At 61.0% G+C, this 24349-nt stretch carries 24 protein-coding genes and 1 pseudogene; 14 read left to right on the forward strand and 11 right to left on the reverse strand.

Annotation, left to right across the window (positions count from 1 at the left end):
* Window positions 1-15: 15 nt before the first annotated feature.
* The 3 genes from ACM530_RS10800 (at window position 16) to ACM530_RS10810 (ending at window position 3219) form a co-directional block, all read left to right on the forward strand.
* A complete protein-coding gene (locus ACM530_RS10800) occupies window positions 16-564 on the forward strand; it encodes a cupin domain-containing protein (RefSeq protein WP_017135864.1) in 549 nt (182 codons plus the stop codon).
* 182 nt (window positions 565-746) lie between these two features.
* Window positions 747-1163, forward strand: coding sequence for a c-type cytochrome (locus ACM530_RS10805; RefSeq protein ID WP_065931891.1), 417 nt, complete (start codon window positions 747-749; stop codon window positions 1161-1163).
* A gap of 133 nt (window positions 1164-1296) precedes the next feature.
* Entirely contained in the window at window positions 1297-3219 is a 1923-nt protein-coding gene (locus ACM530_RS10810; protein WP_416364753.1) for an acetyl-CoA hydrolase/transferase C-terminal domain-containing protein, read from the forward strand.
* Between the two features lie 148 nt (window positions 3220-3367).
* On the opposite strand, the gene ACM530_RS10815 is transcribed toward ACM530_RS10810, so the two are convergent.
* Entirely contained in the window at window positions 3368-3940 is a 573-nt protein-coding gene (locus tag ACM530_RS10815; RefSeq protein WP_094948722.1) for a xanthine phosphoribosyltransferase, read from the reverse strand.
* Between the two features lie 58 nt (window positions 3941-3998).
* Complete coding sequence (gene rep, locus ACM530_RS10820) at window positions 3999-6008, reverse strand: DNA helicase Rep (protein WP_053258644.1); 2010 nt, start codon at window positions 6006-6008, stop codon at window positions 3999-4001.
* 268 nt (window positions 6009-6276) lie between these two features.
* Between rep and ACM530_RS10825 the strand changes: the two genes are divergently transcribed.
* Window positions 6277-7941: a putative bifunctional diguanylate cyclase/phosphodiesterase gene (locus tag ACM530_RS10825; protein ID WP_416364754.1), complete on the forward strand. Its 1665-nt coding sequence runs from the start codon at window positions 6277-6279 to the stop codon at window positions 7939-7941.
* A gap of 113 nt (window positions 7942-8054) precedes the next feature.
* Here ACM530_RS10825 and ACM530_RS10830 read toward each other — a convergent pair whose 3' ends face one another.
* Window positions 8055-9458: a NorM family multidrug efflux MATE transporter gene (locus ACM530_RS10830; protein WP_416364755.1), complete on the reverse strand. Its 1404-nt coding sequence runs from the start codon at window positions 9456-9458 to the stop codon at window positions 8055-8057.
* Window positions 9459-9595: 137 nt separating this feature from the next.
* Here ACM530_RS10830 and ACM530_RS10835 point away from each other — a divergent pair, with 137 nt between their 5' ends.
* The 3 genes and pseudogenes from ACM530_RS10835 to ACM530_RS10845 form a co-directional block, all read left to right on the forward strand.
* Complete coding sequence (locus ACM530_RS10835) at window positions 9596-10516, forward strand: LysR substrate-binding domain-containing protein (protein ID WP_124418743.1); 921 nt, start codon at window positions 9596-9598, stop codon at window positions 10514-10516.
* Between the two features lie 167 nt (window positions 10517-10683).
* The gene (locus ACM530_RS10840; RefSeq protein WP_145158097.1) at window positions 10684-12660 is read left to right on the forward strand and encodes a methyl-accepting chemotaxis protein; all 1977 of its coding nucleotides are present in this window, start codon (window positions 10684-10686) and stop codon (window positions 12658-12660) included.
* Window positions 12661-12679: 19 nt separating this feature from the next.
* Window positions 12680-12841: pseudogene (locus tag ACM530_RS10845) on the forward strand (TetR/AcrR family transcriptional regulator); the annotation flags it as partial.
* Between the two features lie 204 nt (window positions 12842-13045).
* Here ACM530_RS10845 and ACM530_RS10850 read toward each other — a convergent pair.
* Both ACM530_RS10850 and ACM530_RS10855 read right to left on the reverse strand, forming a co-directional pair.
* The gene (locus tag ACM530_RS10850) at window positions 13046-14542 is read right to left on the reverse strand and encodes a YifB family Mg chelatase-like AAA ATPase (protein ID WP_369301882.1); all 1497 of its coding nucleotides are present in this window, start codon (window positions 14540-14542) and stop codon (window positions 13046-13048) included.
* Window positions 14543-14756: 214 nt separating this feature from the next.
* Window positions 14757-15020: an accessory factor UbiK family protein gene (locus tag ACM530_RS10855; protein ID WP_145158091.1), complete on the reverse strand. Its 264-nt coding sequence runs from the start codon at window positions 15018-15020 to the stop codon at window positions 14757-14759.
* A gap of 423 nt (window positions 15021-15443) precedes the next feature.
* On the opposite strand from ACM530_RS10855, the gene glnK reads away from it, so the two are divergent.
* The 4 genes from glnK (at window position 15444) to sutA (ending at window position 18221) form a co-directional block, all read left to right on the forward strand.
* Window positions 15444-15782 (forward strand): P-II family nitrogen regulator, encoded by a 339-nt coding sequence (gene glnK, locus ACM530_RS10860; protein WP_002555808.1) that lies wholly within the window; start codon window positions 15444-15446, stop codon window positions 15780-15782.
* Between the two features lie 34 nt (window positions 15783-15816).
* A complete protein-coding gene (locus ACM530_RS10865) occupies window positions 15817-17157 on the forward strand; it encodes an ammonium transporter (RefSeq protein WP_145158088.1) in 1341 nt (446 codons plus the stop codon).
* A gap of 209 nt (window positions 17158-17366) precedes the next feature.
* Window positions 17367-17792 carry a secondary thiamine-phosphate synthase enzyme YjbQ gene (locus ACM530_RS10870; protein WP_071485166.1) on the forward strand — a complete coding sequence of 142 codons (426 nt, stop codon included), beginning with the start codon at window positions 17367-17369 and terminating at the stop codon, window positions 17790-17792.
* Window positions 17793-17894: 102 nt separating this feature from the next.
* Window positions 17895-18221 carry a transcriptional regulator SutA gene (gene sutA, locus ACM530_RS10875; protein ID WP_106575834.1) on the forward strand — a complete coding sequence of 109 codons (327 nt, stop codon included), beginning with the start codon at window positions 17895-17897 and terminating at the stop codon, window positions 18219-18221.
* 206 nt (window positions 18222-18427) lie between these two features.
* Here sutA and ACM530_RS10880 read toward each other — a convergent pair whose 3' ends face one another.
* The 6 genes from ACM530_RS10880 to lptM are packed head-to-tail and all read right to left on the reverse strand — an operon-like array spanning window position 18428 to window position 23013.
* Entirely contained in the window at window positions 18428-19123 is a 696-nt protein-coding gene (locus ACM530_RS10880; RefSeq protein WP_242199622.1) for an HAD family hydrolase, read from the reverse strand.
* Window positions 19120-20019, reverse strand: coding sequence for a tyrosine recombinase XerC (xerC, locus tag ACM530_RS10885; RefSeq protein ID WP_416364756.1), 900 nt, complete (start codon window positions 20017-20019; stop codon window positions 19120-19122). Before xerC ends, ACM530_RS10880 begins: the two co-directional genes overlap by 4 nt.
* A gap of 2 nt (window positions 20020-20021) precedes the next feature.
* Window positions 20022-20738, reverse strand: a complete 717-nt coding sequence (locus ACM530_RS10890) for a DUF484 family protein (protein ID WP_416364757.1) — start codon at window positions 20736-20738, stop codon at window positions 20022-20024.
* A gap of 13 nt (window positions 20739-20751) precedes the next feature.
* The gene (dapF, locus tag ACM530_RS10895; RefSeq protein ID WP_242199631.1) at window positions 20752-21582 is read right to left on the reverse strand and encodes a diaminopimelate epimerase; all 831 of its coding nucleotides are present in this window, start codon (window positions 21580-21582) and stop codon (window positions 20752-20754) included.
* Between the two features lie 3 nt (window positions 21583-21585).
* Window positions 21586-22833: a diaminopimelate decarboxylase gene (gene lysA, locus ACM530_RS10900; RefSeq protein WP_242199633.1), complete on the reverse strand. Its 1248-nt coding sequence runs from the start codon at window positions 22831-22833 to the stop codon at window positions 21586-21588.
* Window positions 22834-22842: 9 nt separating this feature from the next.
* Window positions 22843-23013 carry an LPS translocon maturation chaperone LptM gene (gene lptM, locus ACM530_RS10905; protein WP_106575828.1) on the reverse strand — a complete coding sequence of 57 codons (171 nt, stop codon included), beginning with the start codon at window positions 23011-23013 and terminating at the stop codon, window positions 22843-22845.
* 238 nt (window positions 23014-23251) lie between these two features.
* On the opposite strand from lptM, the gene cyaY reads away from it, so the two are divergent.
* The 3 genes from cyaY to rnk all read left to right on the forward strand — a co-directional run bounded on the left by cyaY (window position 23252) and on the right by rnk (window position 24347).
* Complete coding sequence (cyaY, locus tag ACM530_RS10910) at window positions 23252-23584, forward strand: iron donor protein CyaY (protein ID WP_094948747.1); 333 nt, start codon at window positions 23252-23254, stop codon at window positions 23582-23584.
* Window positions 23585-23586: 2 nt separating this feature from the next.
* Window positions 23587-23805, forward strand: coding sequence for a DUF1289 domain-containing protein (locus tag ACM530_RS10915; protein ID WP_106575827.1), 219 nt, complete (start codon window positions 23587-23589; stop codon window positions 23803-23805).
* Window positions 23806-23936: 131 nt separating this feature from the next.
* Window positions 23937-24347, forward strand: coding sequence for a nucleoside diphosphate kinase regulator (rnk, locus tag ACM530_RS10920; protein WP_369301884.1), 411 nt, complete (start codon window positions 23937-23939; stop codon window positions 24345-24347).
* The last annotated feature ends 2 nt before the right edge of the window (window positions 24348-24349 follow it).

A 24349-nucleotide genomic window follows, 5' to 3' on the forward strand; every position in this document is an offset into this window, starting at 1 on the left:
TAGGAGGCTCCTGCATTGGACGTCGGCGAACGACTGCAATCCATCCGTAAACTGAAGGGTCTTTCCCAGCGCGAGCTCGCCAAGCGCGCGGGTGTCACCAACAGCACCATTTCGATGATCGAAAAAAACAGTGTCAGCCCCTCGATCAGCTCCTTGCGCAAGGTGCTGGGCGGCATCCCCATGTCGATGGTCGAGTTCTTTTCCGAGGAGATCCTCCAGGAAAAACCGACCCAGATCGTCTATAAAGCCAATGAGCTGATCGACATATCGGACGGCGCCGTCACCATGAAACTGGTCGGCCGCGCACACCCGAGCCGGGCGATCGCGTTTCTCAACGAGATTTACCCGCCGGGCGCCGACACCGGCGAAGAAATGCTCACCCATGAAGGCGAGGAAACCGGAATTCTGGTGGAAGGTCGCCTGGAGTTGGTGGTCGGTCTTGAAACTTTTGTGCTCGAAGCCGGCGATAGCTACTACTTTGAAAGCACCAAGCCGCATCGTTTTCGCAACCCGTTCGACGTGCCGGCGCGACTAATCAGCGCAGCCACACCCGCGAACTTTTGACAGAAGAGGCGTGCTGCCAGCGTTGCAGACACTCCCGCAGCTGTATTCCGCACGGCCGAATCTCCCTTTAGTTAATAGGGTTGTTTCGGCCGGTCGGGCTAACCGTTATACTTTCGCCGCCTGCGAAACCGTGGCCGCAGGCGTGAATAGCCACCATTGAGGGTGAACGCGTGAACCTAATTATGAAAATGCTGGCTGCACCAGCAACCGTACTGGCCCTATGGGCTGTCAGCGCTCAAGCTGCGACCAATGATGAAATTGCCAAGCGCCTGGAACCTGTCGGCCAAGTCTGTGTTCAGGGCCAGGAATGCAAAGGGATGGAAGTGGCGGTGGCAGCCGGTGGCGGCGGCGGTGCAAAAACGCCGGATGACGTGATCGCCAAGCACTGCAACGCCTGCCACGGCACCGGCCTGCTGGGCGCACCGAAAATCGGTGACACCGCTGCCTGGAAAGACCGCGCCGATCACCAGGGCGGCCTCGACGGCCTGCTCGCCAAGGCGATCACTGGCCTCAACGCTATGCCGCCTAAAGGCACCTGCGCCGATTGCTCGGATGACGAGCTTAAAGGTGCGATCGAGAAGATGTCGGGGCTTAAATAAACCGATCTTCGCCAAAAAGCCGCTGCCCAGCGGCTTTTTTGTGCCCGTGATTTAAGTTTGCAGGCTGTTCATTGCAGCAAAGACCCGGCAAGCTCGGTCCAACCCCTAATCATGGAATGTTCAGGAGGGTCGGATGGTGCAGTTGTGTTCAATCGAGCAAGCAGTTGACGACGTATTGGCGCGCCTGCCCGCGCATATCCACATGGGCATGCCCCTGGGCCTGGGCAAGCCTAACCTGTTCGTCAACGCGCTGTACCGGCGCATCGCCAAGTTGCCGCAGCGGGCGCTGACGATCTACACCGCGCTGGCCTTGGGTCGTCCGACCTTGGGCGACGGTTTGCAGAAGCGCTTTCTCGAGCCCTTCATCGAACGCGTATTTGGCGACTACCCCGAGCTGGATTTTCTCGCCGACCTGCACAAGGACAGCCTGCCCGCGAACATCCGCGTGCAGCAGTTCTTCATGCAGCCCGGCAGCCTGCTCCACAGCGCATCGGCGCAGCAGGATTACGTCAGCAGCAATTACAGTCACGCGGCGCGCGACATCAACGCTGCCGGCCTGAATCTGGTGGCGCAACTGGTGGCCAGCAGCACTGAGCATCCGGATCGCCTGAGCTTGAGCTGCAACCCCGACATCACACTCGACCTGCTGCCGATGATCGAGAAGCGCCGTGAGGATGGCGAGACCATCCTGATCGTTGGCCAAGTGCATTCCGATCTGCCCTACATGCCGGGCGATGCCGAACTGGGCATGGACGCTTTCGATTACCTGATCGACGCAAAGGACAGCACCACGCTGTTCTCCACACCCAATATGCCGGTGGGCTTGCAGGACCACTTTATCGGTGTGCATGCCAGCACGCTGGTGCGCGATGGCGGCACATTGCAGATCGGTATCGGTTCCATGGGCGATGCGCTGACCGCGGCCTTGCTGGCGCGCCAGGCGGATAACGAGGCTTATCGACTGCTGCTCACCGACCTTGATGTGTATCAATGGGCGCCCCTGATCAGCCGCGAAGGCGGTGTGTCGCCCTTTGCCCGCGGCCTGTATGGCTGCAGCGAAATGTTCGTTAACGGCCTGCTGGTACTGGCTGACGCCGGCATTATCCGGCGCAAGGTTTACCCGGATGTGGCGACCCAGGCGCAAGCCAATGCCGGTACGCTGGACGACGCGGCGCAACCTGACGGCGTGTCGATCCATGGCGGTTTCTTTCTCGGGCCGCGCAGTTTTTACCAGCGCCTGCAGGAAATGACGCACGCCAAGCGCCTCGAATTCAACATGACGCGCATCAGCTACATCAACGAGCTGTATGGCCAGGAAGAGCTCAAGCGCCTGCAACGCCTGGACGCGCGGTTTATCAACAGCGCGATCATGGTGACCTTGCTCGGCGCTGGTGTGGCCGATCAGCTGGAAGATGGCCGCGTGCTCAGCGGCGTCGGCGGGCAGTACAACTTTGTTGCGCAAGGCCATGCATTGGAAGGCGCGCGTTCGATCCTGATCCTGCGCAGTTGGCGCGAGTCGGCCGGGGAGGTCAGTTCCAATATTGTCTGGGAGTACGGCCACTGCACCATTCCCCGGCACCTGCGCGATATCGTCATCACCGAGTACGGGATTGCCGATTTGCGTGGGCAGACAGACGCCAAGGTGATCGAGGCGCTGCTGAATATCACCGACTCGCGCTTTCAGAACGACTTGATCGAACAGGCACAAAAGGCCGGCAAATTACCCAAGGATTTCCAGCTGGACCCACGCTTTGCCGACAATACGCCCGAGCGGCTCAAAGGCATTCAGGCGCGGCATCACCGGCTGTTTCCGGAGTATCCGCTGGGCACTGACTTCACGGATGAGGAGAAGGATTTGTTGCGCGCTTTGAACTGGCTCAAAAGCAAATTCAAGCTGACGGAGATTCTGGAGTTGGGCAAGGCGGCGCTGGATGCACCGGAGCCGGAGGCGTTTCCTGAGCATCTCAAACGGATGCGGTTGGATAAGCCAGACGGGCTGAAAGAAGATCTGTACCAGCGCCTGTTGCTCGCCGGCCTGCAGGCCACCGCACACTAAAAACCACCACGAAACCAAATGTGGGAGGGGGCTTGCCCCCGATTGCCGTGTATCAGTCACCCAATGTGTTGGCTGACCCACTGCTATCGGGGGCAAGCCCCCTCCCACATTTTGATCTGTGTTCACTTGGGGTTTGCGGTGCTGCCCATTACTCGATGAACGTGACCACGCCACCGGCAAGCGACTTCACGCGCGCCAGCGACTCAACCCGATAACCCTGCGCATCCAGCTCGGCACGGCCACCCTGGAACGACTTCTCGATCACAATCCCCAAGCCCGCAACGGTCGCGCCGGCTTGCTTGATGATCGAGATCAGCGCCTGGGACGCCTTGCCGTTGGCCAGGAAGTCATCGATCACCAGCACGCGGTCGCTGCTGGTCAGGTGACGCGGGGAGATCGCCACGGTGCTTTCGACCTTCTTGGTGAAGGAATAAACGGTCGCCGACAGCAGGTTTTCCGTCAGGGTCAGGGACTGCTGCTTGCGAGCGAAGATCACCGGCACGCCAAGGTTCAGGCCGGTCATGATCGCCGGCGCAATGCCCGAGGCTTCGATGGTGACGATCTTGGTGATGCCCGAGTCCTTGAAGCGCTCGGCGAATTCGTCGCCGATCAGTTTCATCAGCGCCGGGTCGATCTGGTGGTTCAGAAAGGCGTCGACCTTGAGTACCTGATCGGAAAGCACGATGCCTTCTTCGCGAATTTTCTTGTGCAGTGCTTCCACGGAAAGCTTCCTCTAATGGCGCGGTGTGCGCCGAAAGTAGATTAAAAAGTAGTCGATTCTAGCGCTTTAACATCGCGCGTATGTCCGCCAAGGCGGTATTGCCGCGAACGGCTTTCACCTCGGTCGGGGTGTCGTCATTGCCTTCCCAGGCCAGATCGTCCGGTGGTAGTTCGTCGAGGAACCGGCTGGGGGCACAGTCGATGATTTCGCCGTATTGCTTACGCTTGGCGGCGAAGGTGAAGGCCAACGTCTGACGCGCGCGGGTGATGCCCACGTAGGCCAGGCGCCGTTCTTCTTCGATAGTGTCGGCTTCGATGCTGGAACGGTGCGGGAGGATTTCCTCTTCCATGCCCATGATGAACACGTAGGGGAATTCCAGGCCCTTGGACGCATGCAAGGTCATCATCTGCACGCCTTCGGCGCCGTCTTCCTCTTCTTGCTGGCGCTCGAGCATGTCGCGTAGCACCAGCTTGCCGATGGCGTCTTCGACGGTCATCTCGCCGTCTTCGTCTTTTTCCAGGGTGTTTTTCAGCGCTTCGATCAGGAACCAGACGTTGCCCATGCGGTAATCCGCGGCTTTGTCGCTGGAGCTGTTGGTGCGCAGCCAGTTTTCATAGTCGATGTCCATGACCATGCTGCGTAGCGCGCTGATCGGGTCTTCGCCGGCGCACTGCTCGCGCACCTTGTCCATGAAGCGCTTGAAGCGCGACAGTCGGTCGGTGAAGCGTGTGTCCAGGTGCTCGCCCAGGCCGATTTCGTCGGTGGCGGCGTACATCGAGATTTTGCGTTCCGTGGCGTAGTTGCCGAGCTTTTCCAACGTAGTCGAACCGATTTCCCGGCGTGGGACGTTGATCACGCGCAGGAAGGCGTTGTCGTCGTCCGGGTTCACGATCAGGCGGAAGTAAGCCATCAGGTCTTTTACTTCCTGGCGTCCGAAAAAGCTGTTGCCGCCCGACAGGCGATACGGCACCTGGTGGTGCTGCAATTTCAGTTCGATCAGCTTGGCCTGGTAGTTGCCGCGGTACAGGATCGCAAAGTCGCTGTAGGGCCGGTCGGTGCGCAAGTGCAGGCTGAGGATTTCCACGGCCACGCGCTCGGCTTCGGCGTCTTCATTGCGGCAGCGGATCACGCGGATTTCGTCGCCGTGGCCCATCTCGCTCCACAGTTGTTTTTCAAACTCGTGGGGGTTGTTGGAGATGAGCACGTTGGCGCAACGCAGGATACGGCTGGTGGAGCGGTAGTTCTGCTCCAGCATCACCACTTTCAGGGACGGATAGTCGTCCTTGAGCAGCATCAGGTTTTCCGGGCGCGCACCGCGCCAGGCATAGATCGACTGGTCGTCGTCGCCCACCACGGTGAACTGGTTGCGCGTGCCGATCAGCATCTTCACCAGCAGGTATTGGCTGGCGTTGGTGTCCTGGTATTCGTCCACCAGCAGGTAGCGGACCTTGTTCTGCCACTTTTCGAGGATGTCGGCGTGTTCCTCGAACAGCTTTACCGGCAGCAGGATCAGGTCGTCGAAGTCCACCGCGTTGAACGCCTTGAGCGTGCGCTGGTAATGGGTGTAGACGATGGCGGCGGTCTGCTCTTTGGGGTTGCGCGCGTTTTCCAGGGCCTGGGGCGGCAGGATCAGGTCGTTTTTCCAGGCGCCGATCATGTTCTTGATCTCATCCACGCCGTCGTCGCCTGCGTATTCCTTTTGCATGATGTCGGTCATCAGCGACTTCACATCGGTTTCGTCGAAGATCGAGAAACCGGGCTTGTAGCCCAGCCGCGCATGCTCCTTGCGGATGATGTTCAGGCCCAGGTTGTGGAAGGTACACACCGTGAGGCCACGGCCTTCGCCGCCCTTGAGCAGCGTGCCGACACGCTCTTTCATTTCGCGCGCCGCCTTGTTGGTAAAGGTCATGGCGACGATGTACTGGGCGCGGATGCCACAGTTCTGGATCAGGTGCGCGATCTTGCGGGTGATCACGCTGGTCTTGCCGGAGCCTGCGCCGGCGAGCACCAATAGAGGGCCGCCGACGTAGTTCACGGCTTCTTGCTGCCGGGGATTGAGTCGGGACATACAGAATTCAGGGAGTCGTTGTTCAAAAGGGCGGGCATTTTAACAGGCTCGCAGGATTCTGCTCTCACAGAACGACAGTGTGACGTACCACTCGATCTAAATTTGCCGGTTTTGATACTTTGCCGCAGGATGTGTGGGCCTTCTGTCCTGAAGATCGGGACGAATGCTTACAGTCAGCGTATTTGATAACCCTTATCATTGGTGATTATCAGGCCGCGCGTCATAATGCCCGCCGCCAACGAAATTTTGCAGAGTCTAGGGAGCTAGCTTGTCTACGCCTGTCGAACCCTTGCGTTTGCTGCTACTGGCCGATGAGCCAGCGTGGGCAGCGTTGTTGCGCGAGTGCCTGGCGCCGATGGGCGATGGGGCTGTGCTGATCAGTGCGCCCAACTGGGACTCGGTGAGTCGTCTGTTCGATGACGACCACTCGGCCGTGTTATTGACCACGCCCAGCCTGCAACCCTGCCCCGGCCGTTGCAACTTGCCGTGCATATTGTTGCTGGAGCAGGAACCTCTGGTTTCGCCGCTGGGTGTCAGCGATTGGTTGATCCGTGACGTATTGGATACCGATACATTGCGCCGCTGCCTGCGCCATGTCCGCGAGCGCGGCGTGCTGGAGACCACCTTGCAGCGCCTGGCCGAACAGGACCCGCTCACCGGGATCGCCAATCGCCAGGGTTTCCAGACCCTGCTGGCGGCGCGTCTGGTTGAAAACGAAGGCCGCGGCCTGGCGCTCGGCCATCTCGACCTCGATAATTTTCGCCATGCCAACGACGCCTTAGGCCATCAGGCCGGCGACCGGTTGATCCTGCAAGTGGTCTCGCGCCTCAAGAGCCAGCTCGAAGCCGGGGACCAGTTGGCGCGCCTGGGCAGCGATGAGTTCGCCCTGCTGATTGATACGCGCCGCGCGCCCCAGCGTGCCGAATGGATGGCCGAACGCATCACCGAAGCCATGGCCGAACCCTATTGGGTGGATGGCGAAAGCCTGTTGATCGGCTGCAGCCTGGGCGTGGCGCATGCCCGCGCGCGTGCTGGCGCCGACCCGCTGATGTGGCACGCGCATATCGCCATGCAGCAAGCCAAAAGTACGCAAGGCTGCACCTTTCATATCTTCAACGAACGCATCAACCGCAACGCGCGCAGCCTGGCCGACCTGGAAAGTGAACTGCGCCGCGCATTGCGCCGCGACGAGCTGGAACTGCACTACCAACCGCGCCTGGACCTGGACGACGGGCATATTGTCGGCCTGGAAGCTTTGGTGCGCTGGCGCCATGGCGAACGCGGCCTGTTGCCACCCAGTGAGTTCGTGCCGCTGGCCGAACAGAGCGGCCTGATTGTGCCGCTGGGCTACTGGGTGATCTCCCGCGCCCTGCGCGACATGCAAGACCTGCGCGAACGCGGCTTGCCGCCGCTGCACATGGCGGTCAACCTGTCGTTTCGCCAGTTCCAGGACAGCCAACTGCTCTCGACCCTCAGCCGGCTGATTGCCGAGCGCGGCGTGGAAGCACAATGGCTGGAGTTCGAATTGACCGAAACCGCCGTCATGCGCCGCAGTGACTTGGTCAAACAGACCATGGACGCCCTCGGCCGCCTGGGCGTGCGGTTTTCCCTGGATGACTTCGGCACCGGATTCTCGTCGTTCGTGCACCTCAACAGCCTGCCGATTGCCTTGTTGAAGATCGACAAGAGCTTTGTCGGCGGCATGGAAGAGCGCGAAGAGAACCGCAAGCTGGTGCACGCCATGATCAACCTGGCGCACAACCTCAACCTGGAAGTGGTGGCTGAAGGTGTTGAAACGCCTGAGCAACTGGCGCTGTTGCGCTTGTTTGGCTGCGATCAGGCGCAGGGGTATTTGATCAGCAAGCCATTGCCGTTGCCGGAGTTGGTGGAGTATTTGACGTTCGGCAAGAGCCAGCAGGCTTTGCTGGGCTGAACTGGCTTGTGTGGGAGCTGGCTTGCCTGCGATGCAGGCACCTCGGTGTGTCAGGCCTATCCAGGTGATGCTATCGCAGGCAAGCCAGCTCCCACATTGATCGAGTACATCCGTTAGTCAGGTTGCATGGCTTGAAATGCAGGATGAGCCTCCGGCTCCCGCCGAATCATCCTTTTCATCTTCGCCTCAAACGCCCAGGTCAAACTGACGGCCGCGCAGGCCAGGCCCAACGCCAGGCCCCACCACACACCGGTCGGCCCCCAGCCGAGGGTGAACGCCATCAACCACGCCGCCGGCGCGCCGATCAGCCAGTAGCAGCCCAAGCCCATCAGAAAGGTCGTCTTGGCGTCCTTCAACCCACGGATGCAGCCCATGGCGATGGTCTGCACACCGTCGAACAATTCGAACCAGGCCGCCACGGCCAGCAGGCTGACGGCCAGGACGATAACGTCATGGAAGGCCGGGTCGTTATGGTCGAGGAACAGCCCGATAAGCGCATCGGAAAACAGCCACAGCACTGCGGCAAATCCCAACATCACTGCCGCACCGAATCCGATGCCGACCCGCCCGGCCATGCGCGCTTGCAGCAACTGCCCGGCGCCGTAATGCTGGCCGATGCGCATGGTGATCGCGTACGACATCCCCGCCGGCACCATGAACGCTACCGAGACGATTTGCAGGGCAATCTGATGCGCCGCCAGTTGCGTACTGCCCATGGTGCCCATGCACAGCGCCGCGAAGGCAAACAAGCCGACCTCCACCGCATAGGTGCCGCCAATCGGCAGGCCCAGGCGCCACAGCTCGCGCAGATACAGGGTGTTGAGGCGCAGCAGGCCTGAACTAAGCGGGTAGGCGGCGTAAGCCCGGTTGCTGCGGATGTACCACATCAGCGCCAAGGCCATGCTGTTGGCGACAATCGCGGTGACCAGGCCAATACCCATCAATCCCAGTTTCGGCAGGCCGAACATGCCTTCTATCAAGGCGTGGTTGAGGAAGTAGTTGAGCACCGTGCCGCCCAGGCTGATCACCATCACTGGCGTGGCTTTGCCGATAGCGCTGGTAAAGCCGCGCAAGGCCATGAAGCTCAGGTAGCCGGGCAGGGCGAATGGCAGGATGGTCAGAAATTGCCCCGCCGCGTGCACGTTGGTTTCGGTCTGGCCAAACATCAGCAAGACGGGCTTGAGGTTCCACAGCAGCAAGCCGGCCACCAGTGCCATCAGCCAGGCAAGCCACAGCCCGGCCTGGGTCAGGCGGGTGGCGCCTTCGATGTCGCCCGCGCCGTGGCGGATGGCCACAAGCGTGCCCACTGCAGCAATCACGCCGATGCAGAAAATCGCCACAAACGAATAGCTCGCCGCGCCCAGGCCGCCGCCGGCCAGGGCTTCGGGGCTCAGGCGGGCCATCATCAGCGTGTCGGTCAGCACCATCAACATGTGCGCCAACTGTGAGGCAATCAACGGCCCCGACAGCCGCAGAATGGCCCAGAGTTCAGTACGCACCGGATGCTGCATGGTCATCACGCTCAAAAAGTCAGAGGGTTGGGGAGGGGTTGATTCTCGGCGCTCCCAACGCATTACACAAAAGGATAAAAGCGATCGTTCGCATGATTAAAACTCATGGTAGGGTTTGGGCTTGCTCTGTCGGAGGTTTCCCTATGCCACGTCGTCTCCCTCCGTTGTACGCCTTGCGCGCATTTGAGGCCGCTTCACGGCACAACTCCTTTACCCGCGCGGCAGAGGAGCTGTCGATCACGCAAAGTGCCGTCAGCCGGCATATCCGCACACTTGAAGAGCATTTTGCCTGCCGCCTGTTCCAGCGCAGCGGCCGCAACCTGCAGCTCACCGAAGCGGCGCGCTTGCTGCTGCCCGGCGTGCGCGAGGGTTTCGCTGCGCTGGAGCGCGCCTGCCACACCCTGAATGCAGAGGACGACATCCTGCGCATGAAAGCGCCGTCGACCCTGACCATGCGCTGGTTGCTGGCGCGGCTCAGCCGCTTCCGGGCGTTGCAGCCGGGCAATGAGGTGCAACTGACCAGTGCGTGGATGAGCGTGGACGAAGTGGACTTCAACCAAGAGCCATTCGATTGCGCGGTATTGCTGAGCTACGGGCACTTTCCGGCGGACTGGGAGGCCAGTTACCTGTTCCCCGAACTGCTGATCCCCGTGGGCGCCCCCAACCTGCTGGCAGACGGGCCGTGGGACGTAACGCGCCTGGCGTGCGCTGAGCTGCTGCACCCCACGCCCGACCGCCGCGACTGGCGCAATTGGCTGCAGCGCATGGGGCTGGCATCTCAGGTCTCGCTCAAGGGCGGGCAGGTGTTCGACACGCTTGAGCTGGGCATGATTGCCGCAGCACGAGGTTACGGGGTGTCGATGGGCGATTTGCTGATGGTCGCCGAAGACGTGGCCCAGGGACGATTGAGCCTGCCGTGGCCGACCGCCGTGGCCAGTGGGGAAAATTACTACCTGGTGTGGCCGAAAACCCGCCCCGGTGGTGAGCGTTTAAGGCGCTTGGCGGAATTTCTCCAGGGTGAGGTCAAGGCCATGGAGTTGCCCCAGGTCGAGCGCCTCGACTGAAGCATTTGTGCAATCGTTTGCGCGATACCCCTGTGAATCGCTCAAGTATTCCTCGCGCCCGCCGAATAAGGTGTGTTGGAACAACCGTGCACCAACGTTTCCCACTCGATAATTTGCCGAGTAGCGCTATGAGATCAGGATGATCCTGGCCTCGGCCAGGAGCTGTCATGTCTCAACCTCGCGCTCGGATTGCCTCCCAGTTAGGCCTCGCATTAGCCGTGATACTGGCTGTCGTCATCAGCGGCAGTACGGTTTTCGCCTTGCGGTCGCTCGACTCCGCCAACCTCGACACCCGCGAGGAACACCTGGCCAGCGAAGCGCGTTTGCTCGCCGACCAACTCAATACCTTCCACAGCACCTTGCGCGAAAGTACCCAGCGTTTGAGCGGGCTGTTTGAAAAGCGCTTCGGTGCGGGGTTGAGTGTGCGCGGCGAGCAGCAGGTCGCAGTGGCGGGTGTACAAACCCCGAGCCTGTTCCTGGGCAACAACCTGTTGAACAACGATTTCGATGAGGTCGATGAATTCAAGGACACCTCTGGCGGCGTGGCCACCGTATTTGTGCGTAGCGGCGAAGACTTTGTCCGCATCAGCACGTCCCTGACCAAACAAGACGGCAGCCGCGCCATCGGTACGGCGCTGGACCACCAGCATCCGGCCTACCAACGCCTGCTTGCCGGGCAAAGTTACGTCGGCCGTGCCGTGCTGTTCGACCGCTCCTACATGACCCAATACACACCGGTGCGCGATGCCGGCGGCAAAGTGATTGCGGTGCTGTTTGTCGGTTTCGACTACACCGACGCCCAGAAAGCCCAGTTTGAAAACCTCAAGCGCTTCCGTATCGGCAAAACGGGTTCCCTTGCGCTGCTGGACGAACAGAAACACTGGCTGGTGCCCCCGGCCGGCGTGCAGGCGCTGGACCAGGCGGTACCGGTGATGCTCGACCTGGCCAAAAAACCGGGCGAGGGGCGCTTCTGGAGCGACAAGAACGAAGATTTCTACAGCGTCTCGGTGCCGTTTGAAGGCGGCCCGTGGTCGGTGGTGGCGAGCATGCCGAAATCCGAAATTCGCGAGGTGACCTGGGCCGTTGGTATTCGCCTGGTGATTGGCAGCGTGTTGGCAATGTTGTTCGCGGTGGGCGCGGCGGTCTGGCTGTTGCGCAGCAAGTTGCAGCCCCTGAGTGACCTCGTGCGCCAGGCCGAAGCCCTCGGCGCGGGTGACTTGAGTGTGCGCCTCAATGTGTCCAGTAATGACGAAATAGGCCAATTGGCACGCAGCTTCAACCAGATGGGTGAAGCCCTGTCGACCATGGTCTCGCATATCCGCAAGGCCGCCGAAGAGGTCAACAGCCGAGCCCAGGCCTTGTCCGGTTTGTCGGGTGGTGCCTATGAGGGCATGGAGCAGCAGTCCGGCGAGATCACCAGCATGGCCGGCGCGGTGGAAGAGTTCAGCGCCACCTCGCTGAACATCGCCGACAACATGGGCAACACCGAACGACTGGCCCAGGAAAACGCCCAGCAGACGCGCATCGGCCGTACCTCGATGCAAGAGGCGTCGTCGTCCCTGGAACATATCGCCACCGCGCTGAACAGCACGGCCACGGTGATCAATACCCTCGGCCAACGCTCCCAGGAAATCGGCGGGATTGTCGGCGTGATCACCTCGATCGCCGAACAGACCAACCTGTTGGCGCTCAACGCGGCCATCGAGGCCGCCCGCGCCGGTGAACAAGGCCGTGGTTTCGCCGTGGTTGCTGACGAGGTGCGCAACCTGGCTTCGCGCACCCGCCAGGCCACCGATGAAATCTCCGGGATGATCCACAGCATTCAGCAGGAAACCGGTAATGCCATCAGCACCATGGAGCACGGCAATGCGTTGATGCAGGAAGGCCTGTCGCGCAACGCCGACGTGGCTTCGGCGCTGGCGCGTATCGACGAGCAAAGTCGCTCGGCCGGTCAGCAATTTGCGGCAATTACCACGGCAACCCAGGAACAGAGCAGCACCGCGACGTTGCTCAGCAGCAATTTGCAGAGCATTGCGCTGGCCAACAGCGAGCAGCGTGAAGTGGTGTCGAACCTGGCCGTTACCGCCAAAGAGCTGGAAACCCTGGCAGCTGGTTTGCGGCATGAGGTCGATCGGTTTCGTTGAGGCTTAGCGCTCGCCCGACGTTTTGCGCTGTGATTCGCCCCAACGCGCAGCCCGGCAGATCTTCGCCATGGCGATGGGGTATGCCGATGACTTGATGCTGAATCCTTCTACCGAGTCGGCAGAGGCGGCGCTGGATGAAGTGATGGAAGTGGCGAGGCTGTTGCTGGTTTTCACCGTATAAGTATCCACACTACTTTTGGCGGCCAGCATATTCCTCCGTGGCGAGCGGGCTTGCCCCGCGTTGGAGTGCGAAGCGCTCCCAGTGCGGCCGCCATGTTTCAACTGTTGGACCGCGTCGCCGGTTTTTAGGGCTGCTGCGCAGCCCAACGCGGGGCAAGCCCGCTCGCCACACCAAACCGCTTGCCATGGATTTTGCGTTTTCAGGCTAGCTCACCGCCGCAGGCCGATATTGCAATGCCTCGGCCAAGTGATGCCGAGCGATATTCTCAACCCGCTCAAGGTCTGCCAGCGTGCGCGCCACCTTGAGCAAGCGATGTGCCGCGCGCAGCGACAGCGTCAGCCGCTCGCAGGCGCTTTCCAGCCAGCCTTCATCGGCTTTCGCCAATTGGCAGTGTTTGCGTAACCCTGGCAAATCCAGAAAGGCATTGGCGCAACCCTGGCGCTTGAGTTGGCGCTCGCGGGCGTCGGCCACCTGTGCCGAGGCCTTTGCCGTGTTATCGCCAGGCTGCTGGGTCGGGTTAAGTGCCGTGGTTTCCCGGGCGACGGTAAGGTGCAAGTCGATCCGGTCCAGCAGGGGGCCGGAAAGTTTGTTGCGATAGCGCTGAATCTGCTCCGGCGTACACCGACAGCGTCCACTGGGCTCGCCCATATACCCGCAAGGGCAGGGGTTCATGGCCGCCACCAGTTGAAAACGTGCCGGGAAACTCACTCGGTCGCGGGCACGAGAAATGACGATGTGTCCCGATTCAAGCGGTTCGCGCAGCACCTCCAGGACCTTGCGATCGAACTCCGGCAACTCATCCAGAAACAACACGCCGTGGTGGGCGAGGGTGATTTCCCCCGGTTGCGGTTTTGATCCGCCGCCCACCAGCGCTGGCCCCGAGGCTGAATGGTGTGGCTGACGGAACGGGCGGTGCGGCCAATGGCTCAGTGGTGCGAGGCTGACCACTGACTGGATCGCCGCCACTTCCAGCGCTTCCTGCTCGCTCAACGGCGGCAGCAACCCCGGCAGCCGGCTGGCCAGCAAAGTCTTGCCGGTGCCGGGCGGCCCGCTGAACAGCAGGTTATGCGCGCCCGCCGCAGCGATCAGCAGCGCGCGCTTGGCCGCTAGTTGCCCTTGTACTTCGCTCAGGTCTGGATAGGGCTTGTTCAGGTACTGCAAGCCATCAGACTTGTAGGGCTCGATCGGCACCTGCCCATTCAGGTGCGCCACCACCTGCAGCAAGTGATCCACCGCAATCACCTTCAACCCGGAGGCCAGGCACGCCTCCTCGGCATTCGCCCGCGGCACTATCACGGTGCGCCCGGCCTTGCGGGCTGCCAGCGCTGCCGGCAACACGCCTTTCACTGCGCGTACTTCGCCGGACAATGCTAATTCGCCCAGGCATTCCACGTCATCGAGCATCAACGCCGGCACCTGCACACTGGCCGCCAGGATGCCCAAGGCAATCGCCAAATCAAAACGCCCGCCGTCCTTGGGCAGGTCGGCGGGCGCCAGGTTGAGGGTGATGCGCCGGGCTGGGTATTGCAGCGCGCAATTGAGGATGGCGCTGCGCACGCGGTCCTTGCTTTCCTTGACGGCGGTTTCCGGCAGGCCCACCAGTGTCAGGGACGGCAGACCATTGGCCATGTGCACTTCAACCGTGACGGCAGGGGCTTCGACGCCAATCTGGGCGCGGCTGTGGACGATGGCGAGGGACATGCTCGTTCCTTGAAAGAGAGGCCGCTTCCTGCGGGTTTTTCAAGGGTAGACGAGGTGGGGAAGAGCGAGGCGGAGGAGGTTTTACAGAACGTATCCGGAGTCGTTTACAGCGCTTTATGTGGGAGCTGGCTTGCCTGCGATGCAGACGCCTCGGTGTATCAGAAAGACTGAGGCGATGCTATCGCAGGCAAGCCAGCTCCCACATTGACCGTGTTTATTCAGCAGCAGGTGGCGTCAGCCGTGCTTCCAACTCCGCGACCTTCGCCTCGAGGCTCTCCAGCCGTGCACGCGTGCGGGCCAGCACCACCATTTGGCTATCAAACTCTTCCCGGCTCACCAGGTCGAGTTTGCTGAAGCCGCTTTGCAGCAGCGCCTTGAACTGGCTTTCGATTTCGTTGCGAGGCAGCGGGGTATCGCCGCTGAACAGGCGAGAGGCGTGGCCGCTCAGGGCGTCGAGGAGATCTTTGGGCGCGAGCATGGGAAACATTCCGGAAAAACTGTTGGCGGGCAGTGTATCACGCAGCGTCTATAGTCTTTTTCACCGCCTGGAGCGCACGCTTTTCGCGCAGTGCTCCGGGCGGCCGCGCACTGTTTTTGTGCGCATTGGCGTCGCCAAAACGCCCCGCGGGTGGGCATAAGTGGGCAAAGGACTGATTTCAGTGATTTTTACGGAGCTGGCAAGGTTTCTGCTTAGACGATCATGACCCATGCACTGATGCAGTCGCTGTGACGAATGCAGTGCGCCGACGGATCAGGGGTACAGGTTTCGTCACCAGTGGTTCGCTGGCGTCGCAACGGTAAATGCCGAGGCGACGACGCGTTACAAAGCCAGGCACTGCGCTTAGACTTGAGACGGGTTTGTTTTCCTGGGGCAAGTCCACCAATTCGGGAGAGAGTTTTCATGAAGCTAGTCACTGCCATCATCAAGCCGTTCAAGTTGGACGATGTACGCGAGTCGCTGTCCGAGATCGGCGTGCAGGGCATTACCGTTACTGAGGTCAAAGGCTTCGGTCGGCAGAAGGGTCACACCGAGCTGTATCGCGGCGCGGAATACGTGGTCGATTTTCTGCCAAAGGTGAAGATTGATGTCGCCATTGACGACAAGGATCTTGACCGGGTTATCGAGGCGATAACCAAGGCCGCCAACACCGGCAAAATCGGTGACGGCAAGATCTTCGTGGTCAATCTGGAACAGGCTATTCGCATCCGTACCGGCGAAACCGATACCGACGCAATCTAAGCCGCCAAACCCCAACGCCCCAGGAGAAAACAATATGACTCTGCGTAAATTCGCAGGGCTAGGAGCCCTGTTGTCCCTCGTAATGCCGGCCCTGGCCATGGCGGCGGACCCAGTACCTGCTCCAGTCCTCAATTCCGGCGACACCGCGTGGATGCTCACGTCCACCGCGCTGGTACTGTTCATGACCATTCCAGGCCTCGCGCTGTTCTACGGCGGCATGGTTCGCTCCAAAAACATTCTTTCCGTGATGATGCAGTGCTTCGCCATCACCGGTCTGATCACCATTTTGTGGTTCGTTTACGGCTACAGCATGGCGTTCGACACTACCGGTATGGAAGCAGGCGTCGTCAACCTCAACTCGTTCGTGGGCGGCCTGTCCAAACTGTTCCTGTCGGGTGTCACCCCGGCGAGCATCACCGGCCCTGCGGCGCTATTCCCTGAGGCGGTGTTCGTCACTTTCCAGATGACGTTCGCCATCATTACGCCTGCGCTGATCGTCGGTGCCTTCGCCGAGCGTATGAAGTTCTCCGCGATGCTGATCTTCATGGGCGTCTGGTTCACCCTGGTCTACGCACCGATTGCGCACATGGTGTGGGGCGGTCCGGGTTCGTTGCTGGGCGATTGGGGCGTGCTGGACTTCGCCGGCGGCACCGTGGTGCACATCAACGCCGGTGTGGCTGGCCTGGTGGCGTGCCTGGTACTCGGCAAGCGTAAAGGCTTCCCAACCACCCCGATGGCGCCTCACAACCTGGGTTACACCCTGGTCGGTGCTGCCATGCTGTGGGTCGGTTGGTTTGGCTTCAACGCCGGTTCTGCGGCTGCGGCCAACGGCACTGCCGGTATGGCGATGCTGGTCACTCAGATTGCGACCGCTGCTGCCGCGCTGGGCTGGATGTTTGCCGAGTGGGTCACTCACGGTAAGCCAAGCGCACTGGGCATCGCCTCGGGCGTCGTCGCCGGCCTGGTTGCAATCACCCCGGCTGCGGGCACCGTGGGCCCAATGGGCGCCCTGGTGATCGGTCTGGCGGCGGGCGTAGTGTGCTTCTTCTGCGCCACTACCCTGAAACGCAAACTGGGCTACGACGACTCCCTGGACGCCTTCGGCGTGCACGGTATCGGCGGTATCCTCGGCGCGATCCTGACCGGCGTGTTCGCGGCGCCTTCTCTGGGCGGCTTCAACGCGGCGACCACTGACATCGCAGCGCAAGTCTGGATCCAGTGCAAAGGCGTCGGCTTCACCGTGATCTACACGGCTATCGTGACCTTCATCATCCTCAAGGTGCTGGACATGGTCATGGGCCTGCGGGTTACTGACGAAGAAGAGGCCGTGGGCCTCGACCTGGCACAACACAACGAGCGTGGCTACAACTTGTAAGTACGCGAAAAAAAAGATGCCCGGCTTGCCGGGCATTTTTTTGTCTGGGGTTTGTCTGTGGCTAAAGGTGTACGGGTTTATGCCGACTTTGTGATGGGATCCACACGGCACTTTTAAGGGTGTGAATCTCTTACAGGCATGTAGGTGTATTCGGTACTTTGTTTTTTTCCAGAGCGCGCTAGAATGCGCGCCGATGGGCGGAGAACTGTATGTGGCAACAGACCCTGATAACCCTGCGGGCCAAGCCCCGGGGCTTTCACTTGGTGACGGATGAGTTGCTCGCCGGCCTGCCTGAATTGAAGGCGTGCCGTGTGGGCCTGTTGCATTTGTGGTTGCAGCACACCTCGGCTTCGTTGACGGTCAACGAAAATGCCGACCCGGCGGTTCGCCGTGACTTCGAGCGTTTTTTCAACTCGCTGGTGCCGCAAGGGCGTGCAGGGTTCGAACACAACGACGAAGGTCCGGATGATCTGCCGGCGCACTTCAAGGCCAGTCTCCTGGGCTGCCAGCTGAGTTTGCCGGTCAAGGCCGGCCGCTTGGCGATGGGGACCTGGCAAGGTGTTTATCTGGGCGAGCACCGTGATCATGGCGGTGCTCGTAAAGTCCTCGCCACCTTGCACGGTGATGGGGCATAAGCCACTGGTAATCCGGTGGATGTTGATTTTTTTCCGGCGACCTCGACAGAGGGTGAAGCTGGGCTATAACTAATCTGCTTTTCGCAAGTCATGAGGTAGAACATGAGCGACGATGATCTGGAAAACGACGAACTCGAAGTCGGTGACGACGACGAGGCCGAAGAAGGTCTTGAGGCGGCAGCTGAGGACGTTGCTGACGACGACGGTGGTGATGATGCACCTGTCCCGGCAGCCAAAGGCAAAGCCAAGGCCGCTGTTTCGGTAGATGAACTGCCAAGCGTTGAAGCCAAGAACAAAGAGCGCGATGCGCTGGCCCGTGCGATGGAAGAATTCCTCGCCAAAGGCGGCAAAGTGCAGGAAGTCGAGGCCAACGTGGTAGCAGATCCACCGAAGAAGCCGGATAACAAGTACGGTAGCCGTCCTATCTGAGGTCAGCCGCTCGCTTGCATGAAAAAGCCCGCCGTCGCTGCGGGCTTTTTCATGGATGTAATAAATCCTACGGGTCACCACCCATCAAATGTGGGAGCGGGCGTGTTCGCGAAGTGCTCTGGCAGTTGCTGATGGGCTGACTGATACACCGCATTCGCAAGCAAGCCCGCTCCCACATGTTGATTTTTAGTGGTGCCGCGATAGCGTTACTGCCAACTGCGAAGCAACGGCGGCAGCTCGTTCAAGCTACGAATTTCCGCATCCGGGCGCTTATCCGCTTCCCATGCCTTGCCTGTCGGGTTGAACCACACTGCCCGCAGCCCGGCCTGCTGGGCCCCGGCGATGTCATCGCCGGGGTGATCGCCAATATGCACGGCCTGACTGGCGTCCACGCCGGCGCGTTGCAGCGCTTCCTGAAACAGTCGCGCATCCGGCTTGGCGATGCCGATATCTTCGGCGCGCAGCGCAAAGTGGAAATAGTCTGCCAGGCCCACGCGCTGCACGTCGGCGTTGCCGTTGGTGATCACGCCCAGGAGGAAATGCTGGCGCAATGCTTGAAGCATCGGCTCGGCCTCAGGAAAAGGCGTGAGCTGGTGCCGGGCGTGAATGAACGCCTCATAGCACACGTCTGCCATTTGCGTGGCCTCGGGCTGTGGATAACCCGCCTCTTCAAACGCGTGCATCAGCACGCGGTGGCGCAGGAGGCTGATGCGGTACTTGAGCTCGGGATGGCGCTCCAGCACCTGCTGGCGAAGGCTGGCGAAATGCTCAAGAGGCAAATCGCCGACCTTGGAGGCATGGGTCGCCAGCCATTCGCGCATCGACGCTTCGGCGCCGATGATGACGGGTACGTTGTCCCAGAGTGTGTCGTCCAGGTCGAAGGTGATCAGCTTGATACTCATGAGTCGCCGCCCTTGATGCGTTTGGCCCGTGGATGGGCGCTGTCGTACACCGTCGCCAGGTGCTGGAAGTCGAGGTGGGTGTAGATCTGCGTGGTCTTGATGTCGGCGTGGCCGAGCAGCTCCTGCACCGCGCGCAGGTCCTGGGACGATTCCAGCAGATGGCTGGCAAAGGAATGTCGCAGCATGTGCGGGTGCAGGTTCTGCCCCAACTCGCGCTCGCCGGCGAGCTTGACCCGCACCTGGATCGCCCGTGGACCGAGGCGTCGGCCTTGCTGGCTGACAAACACCGCGTCGTCCGCGGGGTTGGTCAACAGACGCAGCGGCAACCACAGCTGCAAGGCGTCCCGAGCCTTGCGGCCGACCGGCAGCACACGGGTCTTGCTGCCTTTGCCGAGCACTTGCACCAGGCCGTCCGCCAGGTCCAGTTGATCGAGGTTCAGGCCGGTCAATTCTGACAAGCGCAGGCCCGAGGAATAGAACAGCTCGAGGATGGCCTGGTCGCGGTGGGCAAGGAAGTCGTCTTCGACGGCACCGTCGAGCAGTTGCAGGGCGCGATCGGTATCGAGGGTTTTGGGCAGGCGCCGTTCGCCCTTGGGCGGGGCCAGGCCATTGGCCGGGTCGTGATCGCACAGGCCTTCACGGTTGAGGTAGTGATACAGGCCGCGCACCGCCGAAAGCAATCGCGACAGGCTGCGTGAAGACTGGCCTTGCTGGTGCAGTCGCGCGATGAGGCTGCGCAGGCTCTGGATATCCAGGGCTTTCCAGCTGGCGATCTGTTGTTTTTCGCAGTACGCCAGGACCTTGTTCAAGTCCCGCCGATAAGCTTCCAGCGTATGGGGCGACACCTGGCGCTCGTTGCGCAGGTGAGCGCAATAAGCGTCCAGTTGCCGTTCCATGGCTAGCGCACCGCGCGCAGGGCGGTGGTAAAGCGCGGCAGTACCCGGCCGAGCACTTCAGCGATGTAGGTCAAAAACAGCGTGCCTACAGAGCTTTTGTAGTGCTGCGGGTCACGGCTGGCAATCGCCAGTACGCCGTGCAGGCCTTGATGGCTGAGGGCGACTACGGCGGTGGAGCCGATCTGCTTGCGCTGCTCGGCGCCAAACAGGAAATCCAGCTCATGCTCACGCAAGGTGCCGCTGATGGTCTTGCCTTCAGAGAGCAAGCCGCCAATCGCGGTTTGCGCTTCGCCACCGCTGACCCAGCGACCCACCGGCATCGGGTTGTCGCTGAACAGGATCAGGCTCACAAACGGCACCTGGAAGTCCTGGCGCAGGCTGTCTTCCACGGCAATCACCGTTTCTTCCAGGCTGGTGGCGTCCATCAGGGTAAGAATCAGGCGACGGGTCTTGTCGAAAAGTCGGTCGTTGTCGCGGGCCACGTCCATCAACTGCGAGAGCCGATGACGCATTTCGACATTGCGCTCGCGCAGAATCTTCATCTGCCGCTCTACCAGCGACACGGTATCGCCGCGCTGGTGGGGAATGCGCAGGGCCGGCAACAGCTCTTCGTGTTCGACGAAGAAGTCCGGATTAGCCTCAAGGTACGCCGCGACAGCAGCGGCCTCCAGACTTTCGCTCGGGGATGCTTGGGCGGGTACTTGAGGCTTGTCGGTCATTAGCTTTGCTCACTCATAGGCGGACCTGTCCTTCGTATACGCGCGAGGCCGGCCCGGTCATCATCACCGGGTGGCCAGGGCCTGCCCATTCGATGGACAAGCGTCCGCCGGGCAGGTCGATCAACAGTGGCGAATCCATCCACCCCTGGCTGATCGCGGCCACGGCCGCAGCGCAAGCGCCGGTGCCGCAGGCCTGGGTTTCGCCGGCGCCGCGTTCCCACACACGCAATTGTGCGCGGGAACGGTCGATCACCTGCAGGAAGCCCACATTGACCCGTGCCGGAAAGCGCGGGTGATGTTCGATTTTCGGCCCCAATTCATGCACCGGGGCGTTATTGATGTCGTTGACCCGCAGCACAGCGTGCGGGTTGCCCATCGACACCGCGGCGATATCCACGTGCTTGCCATCAACGTCCAGCGCATAACTGGTCGCCTGCTCGGTGGCCTGAAACGGAATATCCGCCGGCACCAGACGTGGCTCGCCCATGTTGACGCTGATCTGGCCGTCGCTGCGAATATCCAGCTCGATCACGCCGCTTTTAGTCTCGACGCGAATCTGGCGCTTGGCGGTCAAGCGCTTGTCCAGCACAAAACGCGCAAAGCAACGCGCACCGTTGCCGCACTGTTCCACTTCGGAACCGTCGGAGTTGAAGATCCGGTAACGGAAATCCACTTCCGGGTTGCTCGGCGCCTCGACGATCAGCAATTGATCAAAGCCAATGCCGGTGTGACGGTCGCCCCATTGTTTAGCGTGCTTGGGCAGGATGTGCGCGTGCTGGCTGACCAGGTCGAGGACCATGAAATCGTTACCCAGCCCGTGCATCTTGGTAAAACGCAGCAGCATGGCTTACTCCGGCAGCAGGCTTTCGCCAGCATACAACTCGGCTACCGTCTCGCGGCGACGCACTTCAAACGCTTGATCACCGTCCACCAGCACCTCGGCGGCACGGCCGCGCGTGTTGTAGTTGGAACTCATGACAAACCCATAGGCACCGGCCGAATGCACGGCCAGCAGGTCGCCTTCTTCCAGGGCCAGCTGACGCTCCTTGGCCAGGAAGTCACCGGTCTCGCAGATCGGGCCGACAATGTCGTAATTACGGCCTTCGCCAGCACGTGGCTTGACGGCTGTCACATCCATCCAGGCCTGGTACAGCGCCGGGCGGATCAGGTCGTTCATCGCCGCGTCGACGATGGCGAAGTCCTTGTACTCGGTGTGCTTGAGGTACTCGACCTGGGTCAGCAACACGCTCGCGTTGGCGACGATGTAGCGGCCCGGCTCGAACATCAGGGTCAGGCCGCGGCCTTCAGTGCGCTCGCGCACGGCCTGAATGTAGTCGGCGATCTGCGGCGGTTCTTCATCGCGATAACGCACACCCACGCCACCACCCAGATCGATGTGTTGCAGGTAGATGCCGCACTCGCCCAGGCGATCGGTCAACGCCAGCAGGCGGTCGAGCGCATCCAGGAACGGTGGCAGGCTGGTCAGTTGCGAGCCGATATGGCAGTCGACACCCAGTACTTCCAGGTTCGGCAACTGCGCGGCGCGGATGTACACGTCCTCGGCGTCAGCAATGGCGATGCCGAACTTGTTCTCTTTGAGACCGGTGGAAATGTAGGGGTGAGTGCCGGCGTCGACGTCCGGGTTGACGCGCAGCGAGATCGGCGCACGAACGCCCATCTCGGCGGCGACGACTTGCAGGCGCTCCAGCTCGTCGGTGGACTCGACGTTAAAGCAATGCACGCCGACTTCCAGAGCGCGGCGCATGTCTTCGCGGCTCTTGCCGACGCCGGAGAAGACGATTTTGTCAGCCTTGCCGCCGGCTGCCAGCACACGTTCCAGCTCGCCACGGGAGACGATGTCGAAACCGGCGCCCAGGCGCGCCAGGACATTGAGTACACCCAGGTTGGAGTTGGCCTTGACCGCGTAGCACACCAAGTGTGGAACGCCGTTCAGTGGGTCGGTGAAAGAGCGGTATTGGGCTTCGATGTGCGCACGCGAGTACACATAGGTCGGGGTGCCAAAGCGCTCGGCAATCGCGGACAACGCCACGCCTTCCGCGAACAGCTCGCCGTCCCGGTAGTTAAAAGCGTCCATGGGTTTCCCTTATTGATAGGTGTCGTGCTTATGCGCTTTTGACGGCTTTTGTGACGACTGCGCCTGGTCATTCGGGTCTTTGCTGTCATCGGGCAGGTAGAGCGGGCCTTTTTGACCACAGGCACTGACGAGGCAAGCGACCGCGACGAGCGCAGCAAGGGAAGAGATCAGGCGCTTCATGGCGAAATCCTTGAATATGCATTAATTGCGCCCGAGTATACCGACCACCCGCCAGCTTGCCTATGCGCCGAAATACCCGTCCGGCGGGGGTTTGCCGACTTGGGCGCGAAGCAGGCTACGCTGGCCGGGGATATTTCATACCTCCATCGGTAATGAACTCGGTATCCTTTGCAATCAGCGGGGCTCGCCCGTATCGTGCGGCGCTTGAGCAAAACCAGACACTTTTGAGGTTGCCACAATGAGTTTGACCGAAGCCCGTTTTCACGACCTGGTGGATGCGACCCAGCAGGCGCTGGAAGATATTTTCGACGACAGCGGCCTGGACGTGGACCTGGAAAACTCAGCCGGCGTGCTGACCGTCAAGTTTGAAAACGGCACCCAACTGATCTTTAGCCGTCAGGAGCCGTTGCGTCAGCTATGGCTGGCGGCCCGCACCGGTGGTTTTCACTTCGATTACGACGAAGAGGAAAATCGTTGGGCGCACGACACCACCGAGGAGCTGCTGAGCGAAATGCTCGCTCGCCTCACGAAGGAACAGTCCGGCGCTGACCTGGACTTCGACGAGATCTGATGGTGACCCAGCCTGCACCCGTACGCCCGCCCAAGCCGCTGTTCAGCAATGTCAGCCCGGCGGTACCGTCACCTTGTATCAGTTTGTGTCGCCTGGACGAGCAGAAAGTCTGCCTCGGGTGCTTCCGCCATGTGGAAGACATTCGTGAATGGCGCTCCGCCGACGATAACCGGCGCCGGGTGATCTGCGCAGAGGCCGAGCAACGCAGGGAGCGTGCCTGAGGTCGTCTTGTTTATTTGTGTCGCTGTGGTAGTGTCCGGGTACACCTCAACTCATCGAGGTCCGTGAGAACCCCGCCTTTTTCTGGCGGGGTTTTGCTTTTTTGTGCAGAAAAAAGGAGTCTGCCTGAATCATGACCGCACCTTCCATCATACTTACCCGTCTCGACGTGCAGCGTCTTGAGCAATTGATCGACCGTGTAGGCGAGGACTCGCCGGGCGTCGAAGCCCTGCAGCACGAACTCGACCGCGCCGAAGAAGTGGTTGGCCACGAGGATGTGCCTGCAAGTGTCGTGACGATGAACTCCAGCGTGCATTGCCGTGAGCAAGGCAGCGGCAAGGACTATCACCTGACCCTGGTTTACCCCAAGGATGCCAACGCAGACGAGGGCAAGATCTCGATCCTCGCGCCGGTAGGCAGTGCGTTACTCGGCCTGAAAGTGGGCCAGCATATCGACTGGCCGGCACCCGGCGGCAAAACCCTCAAGCTTGAACTGCTCAGCGTTGAAGGCCAGCCTAAAGACGGCGGCGCGTTCTCTCTGTAACA

Origin of the sequence: Pseudomonas sp. NFX183 (genome assembly GCF_047943075.1) — a bacterium.
In the GTDB taxonomy this organism is placed as follows: domain Bacteria; phylum Pseudomonadota; class Gammaproteobacteria; order Pseudomonadales; family Pseudomonadaceae; genus Aquipseudomonas.

What these genes read in the sequence shown, in the direction of transcription:
- ACM530_RS10805 (WP_065931891.1), top strand. Translation starts at nt 747, where the DNA reads ATGAAAATGCTGGCTGCACCAGCAACCGTACTGGCCCTATGGGCTGTC.
- ACM530_RS10810 (WP_416364753.1), top strand. Translation starts at nt 1,297, where the DNA reads ATGGTGCAGTTGTGTTCAATCGAGCAAGCAGTTGACGACGTATTGGCG.
- rep (WP_053258644.1), bottom strand. Translation starts at nt 6,008, where the DNA reads ATGTCCCGACTCAATCCCCGGCAGCAAGAAGCCGTGAACTACGTCGGC.
- ACM530_RS10830 (WP_416364755.1), bottom strand. Translation starts at nt 9,458, where the DNA reads ATGACCATGCAGCATCCGGTGCGTACTGAACTCTGGGCCATTCTGCGG.
- ACM530_RS10835 (WP_124418743.1), top strand. Translation starts at nt 9,596, where the DNA reads ATGCCACGTCGTCTCCCTCCGTTGTACGCCTTGCGCGCATTTGAGGCC.
- ACM530_RS10840 (WP_145158097.1), top strand. Translation starts at nt 10,684, where the DNA reads ATGTCTCAACCTCGCGCTCGGATTGCCTCCCAGTTAGGCCTCGCATTA.
- ACM530_RS10850 (WP_369301882.1), bottom strand. Translation starts at nt 14,542, where the DNA reads ATGTCCCTCGCCATCGTCCACAGCCGCGCCCAGATTGGCGTCGAAGCC.
- ACM530_RS10855 (WP_145158091.1), bottom strand. Translation starts at nt 15,020, where the DNA reads ATGCTCGCGCCCAAAGATCTCCTCGACGCCCTGAGCGGCCACGCCTCT.
- glnK (WP_002555808.1), top strand. Translation starts at nt 15,444, where the DNA reads ATGAAGCTAGTCACTGCCATCATCAAGCCGTTCAAGTTGGACGATGTA.
- ACM530_RS10865 (WP_145158088.1), top strand. Translation starts at nt 15,817, where the DNA reads ATGACTCTGCGTAAATTCGCAGGGCTAGGAGCCCTGTTGTCCCTCGTA.
- ACM530_RS10870 (WP_071485166.1), top strand. Translation starts at nt 17,367, where the DNA reads ATGTGGCAACAGACCCTGATAACCCTGCGGGCCAAGCCCCGGGGCTTT.
- sutA (WP_106575834.1), top strand. Translation starts at nt 17,895, where the DNA reads ATGAGCGACGATGATCTGGAAAACGACGAACTCGAAGTCGGTGACGAC.
- ACM530_RS10880 (WP_242199622.1), bottom strand. Translation starts at nt 19,123, where the DNA reads ATGAGTATCAAGCTGATCACCTTCGACCTGGACGACACACTCTGGGAC.
- xerC (WP_416364756.1), bottom strand. Translation starts at nt 20,019, where the DNA reads ATGGAACGGCAACTGGACGCTTATTGCGCTCACCTGCGCAACGAGCGC.
- ACM530_RS10890 (WP_416364757.1), bottom strand. Translation starts at nt 20,738, where the DNA reads ATGACCGACAAGCCTCAAGTACCCGCCCAAGCATCCCCGAGCGAAAGT.
- dapF (WP_242199631.1), bottom strand. Translation starts at nt 21,582, where the DNA reads ATGCTGCTGCGTTTTACCAAGATGCACGGGCTGGGTAACGATTTCATG.
- lysA (WP_242199633.1), bottom strand. Translation starts at nt 22,833, where the DNA reads ATGGACGCTTTTAACTACCGGGACGGCGAGCTGTTCGCGGAAGGCGTG.
- lptM (WP_106575828.1), bottom strand. Translation starts at nt 23,013, where the DNA reads ATGAAGCGCCTGATCTCTTCCCTTGCTGCGCTCGTCGCGGTCGCTTGC.
- cyaY (WP_094948747.1), top strand. Translation starts at nt 23,252, where the DNA reads ATGAGTTTGACCGAAGCCCGTTTTCACGACCTGGTGGATGCGACCCAG.
- rnk (WP_369301884.1), top strand. Translation starts at nt 23,937, where the DNA reads ATGACCGCACCTTCCATCATACTTACCCGTCTCGACGTGCAGCGTCTT.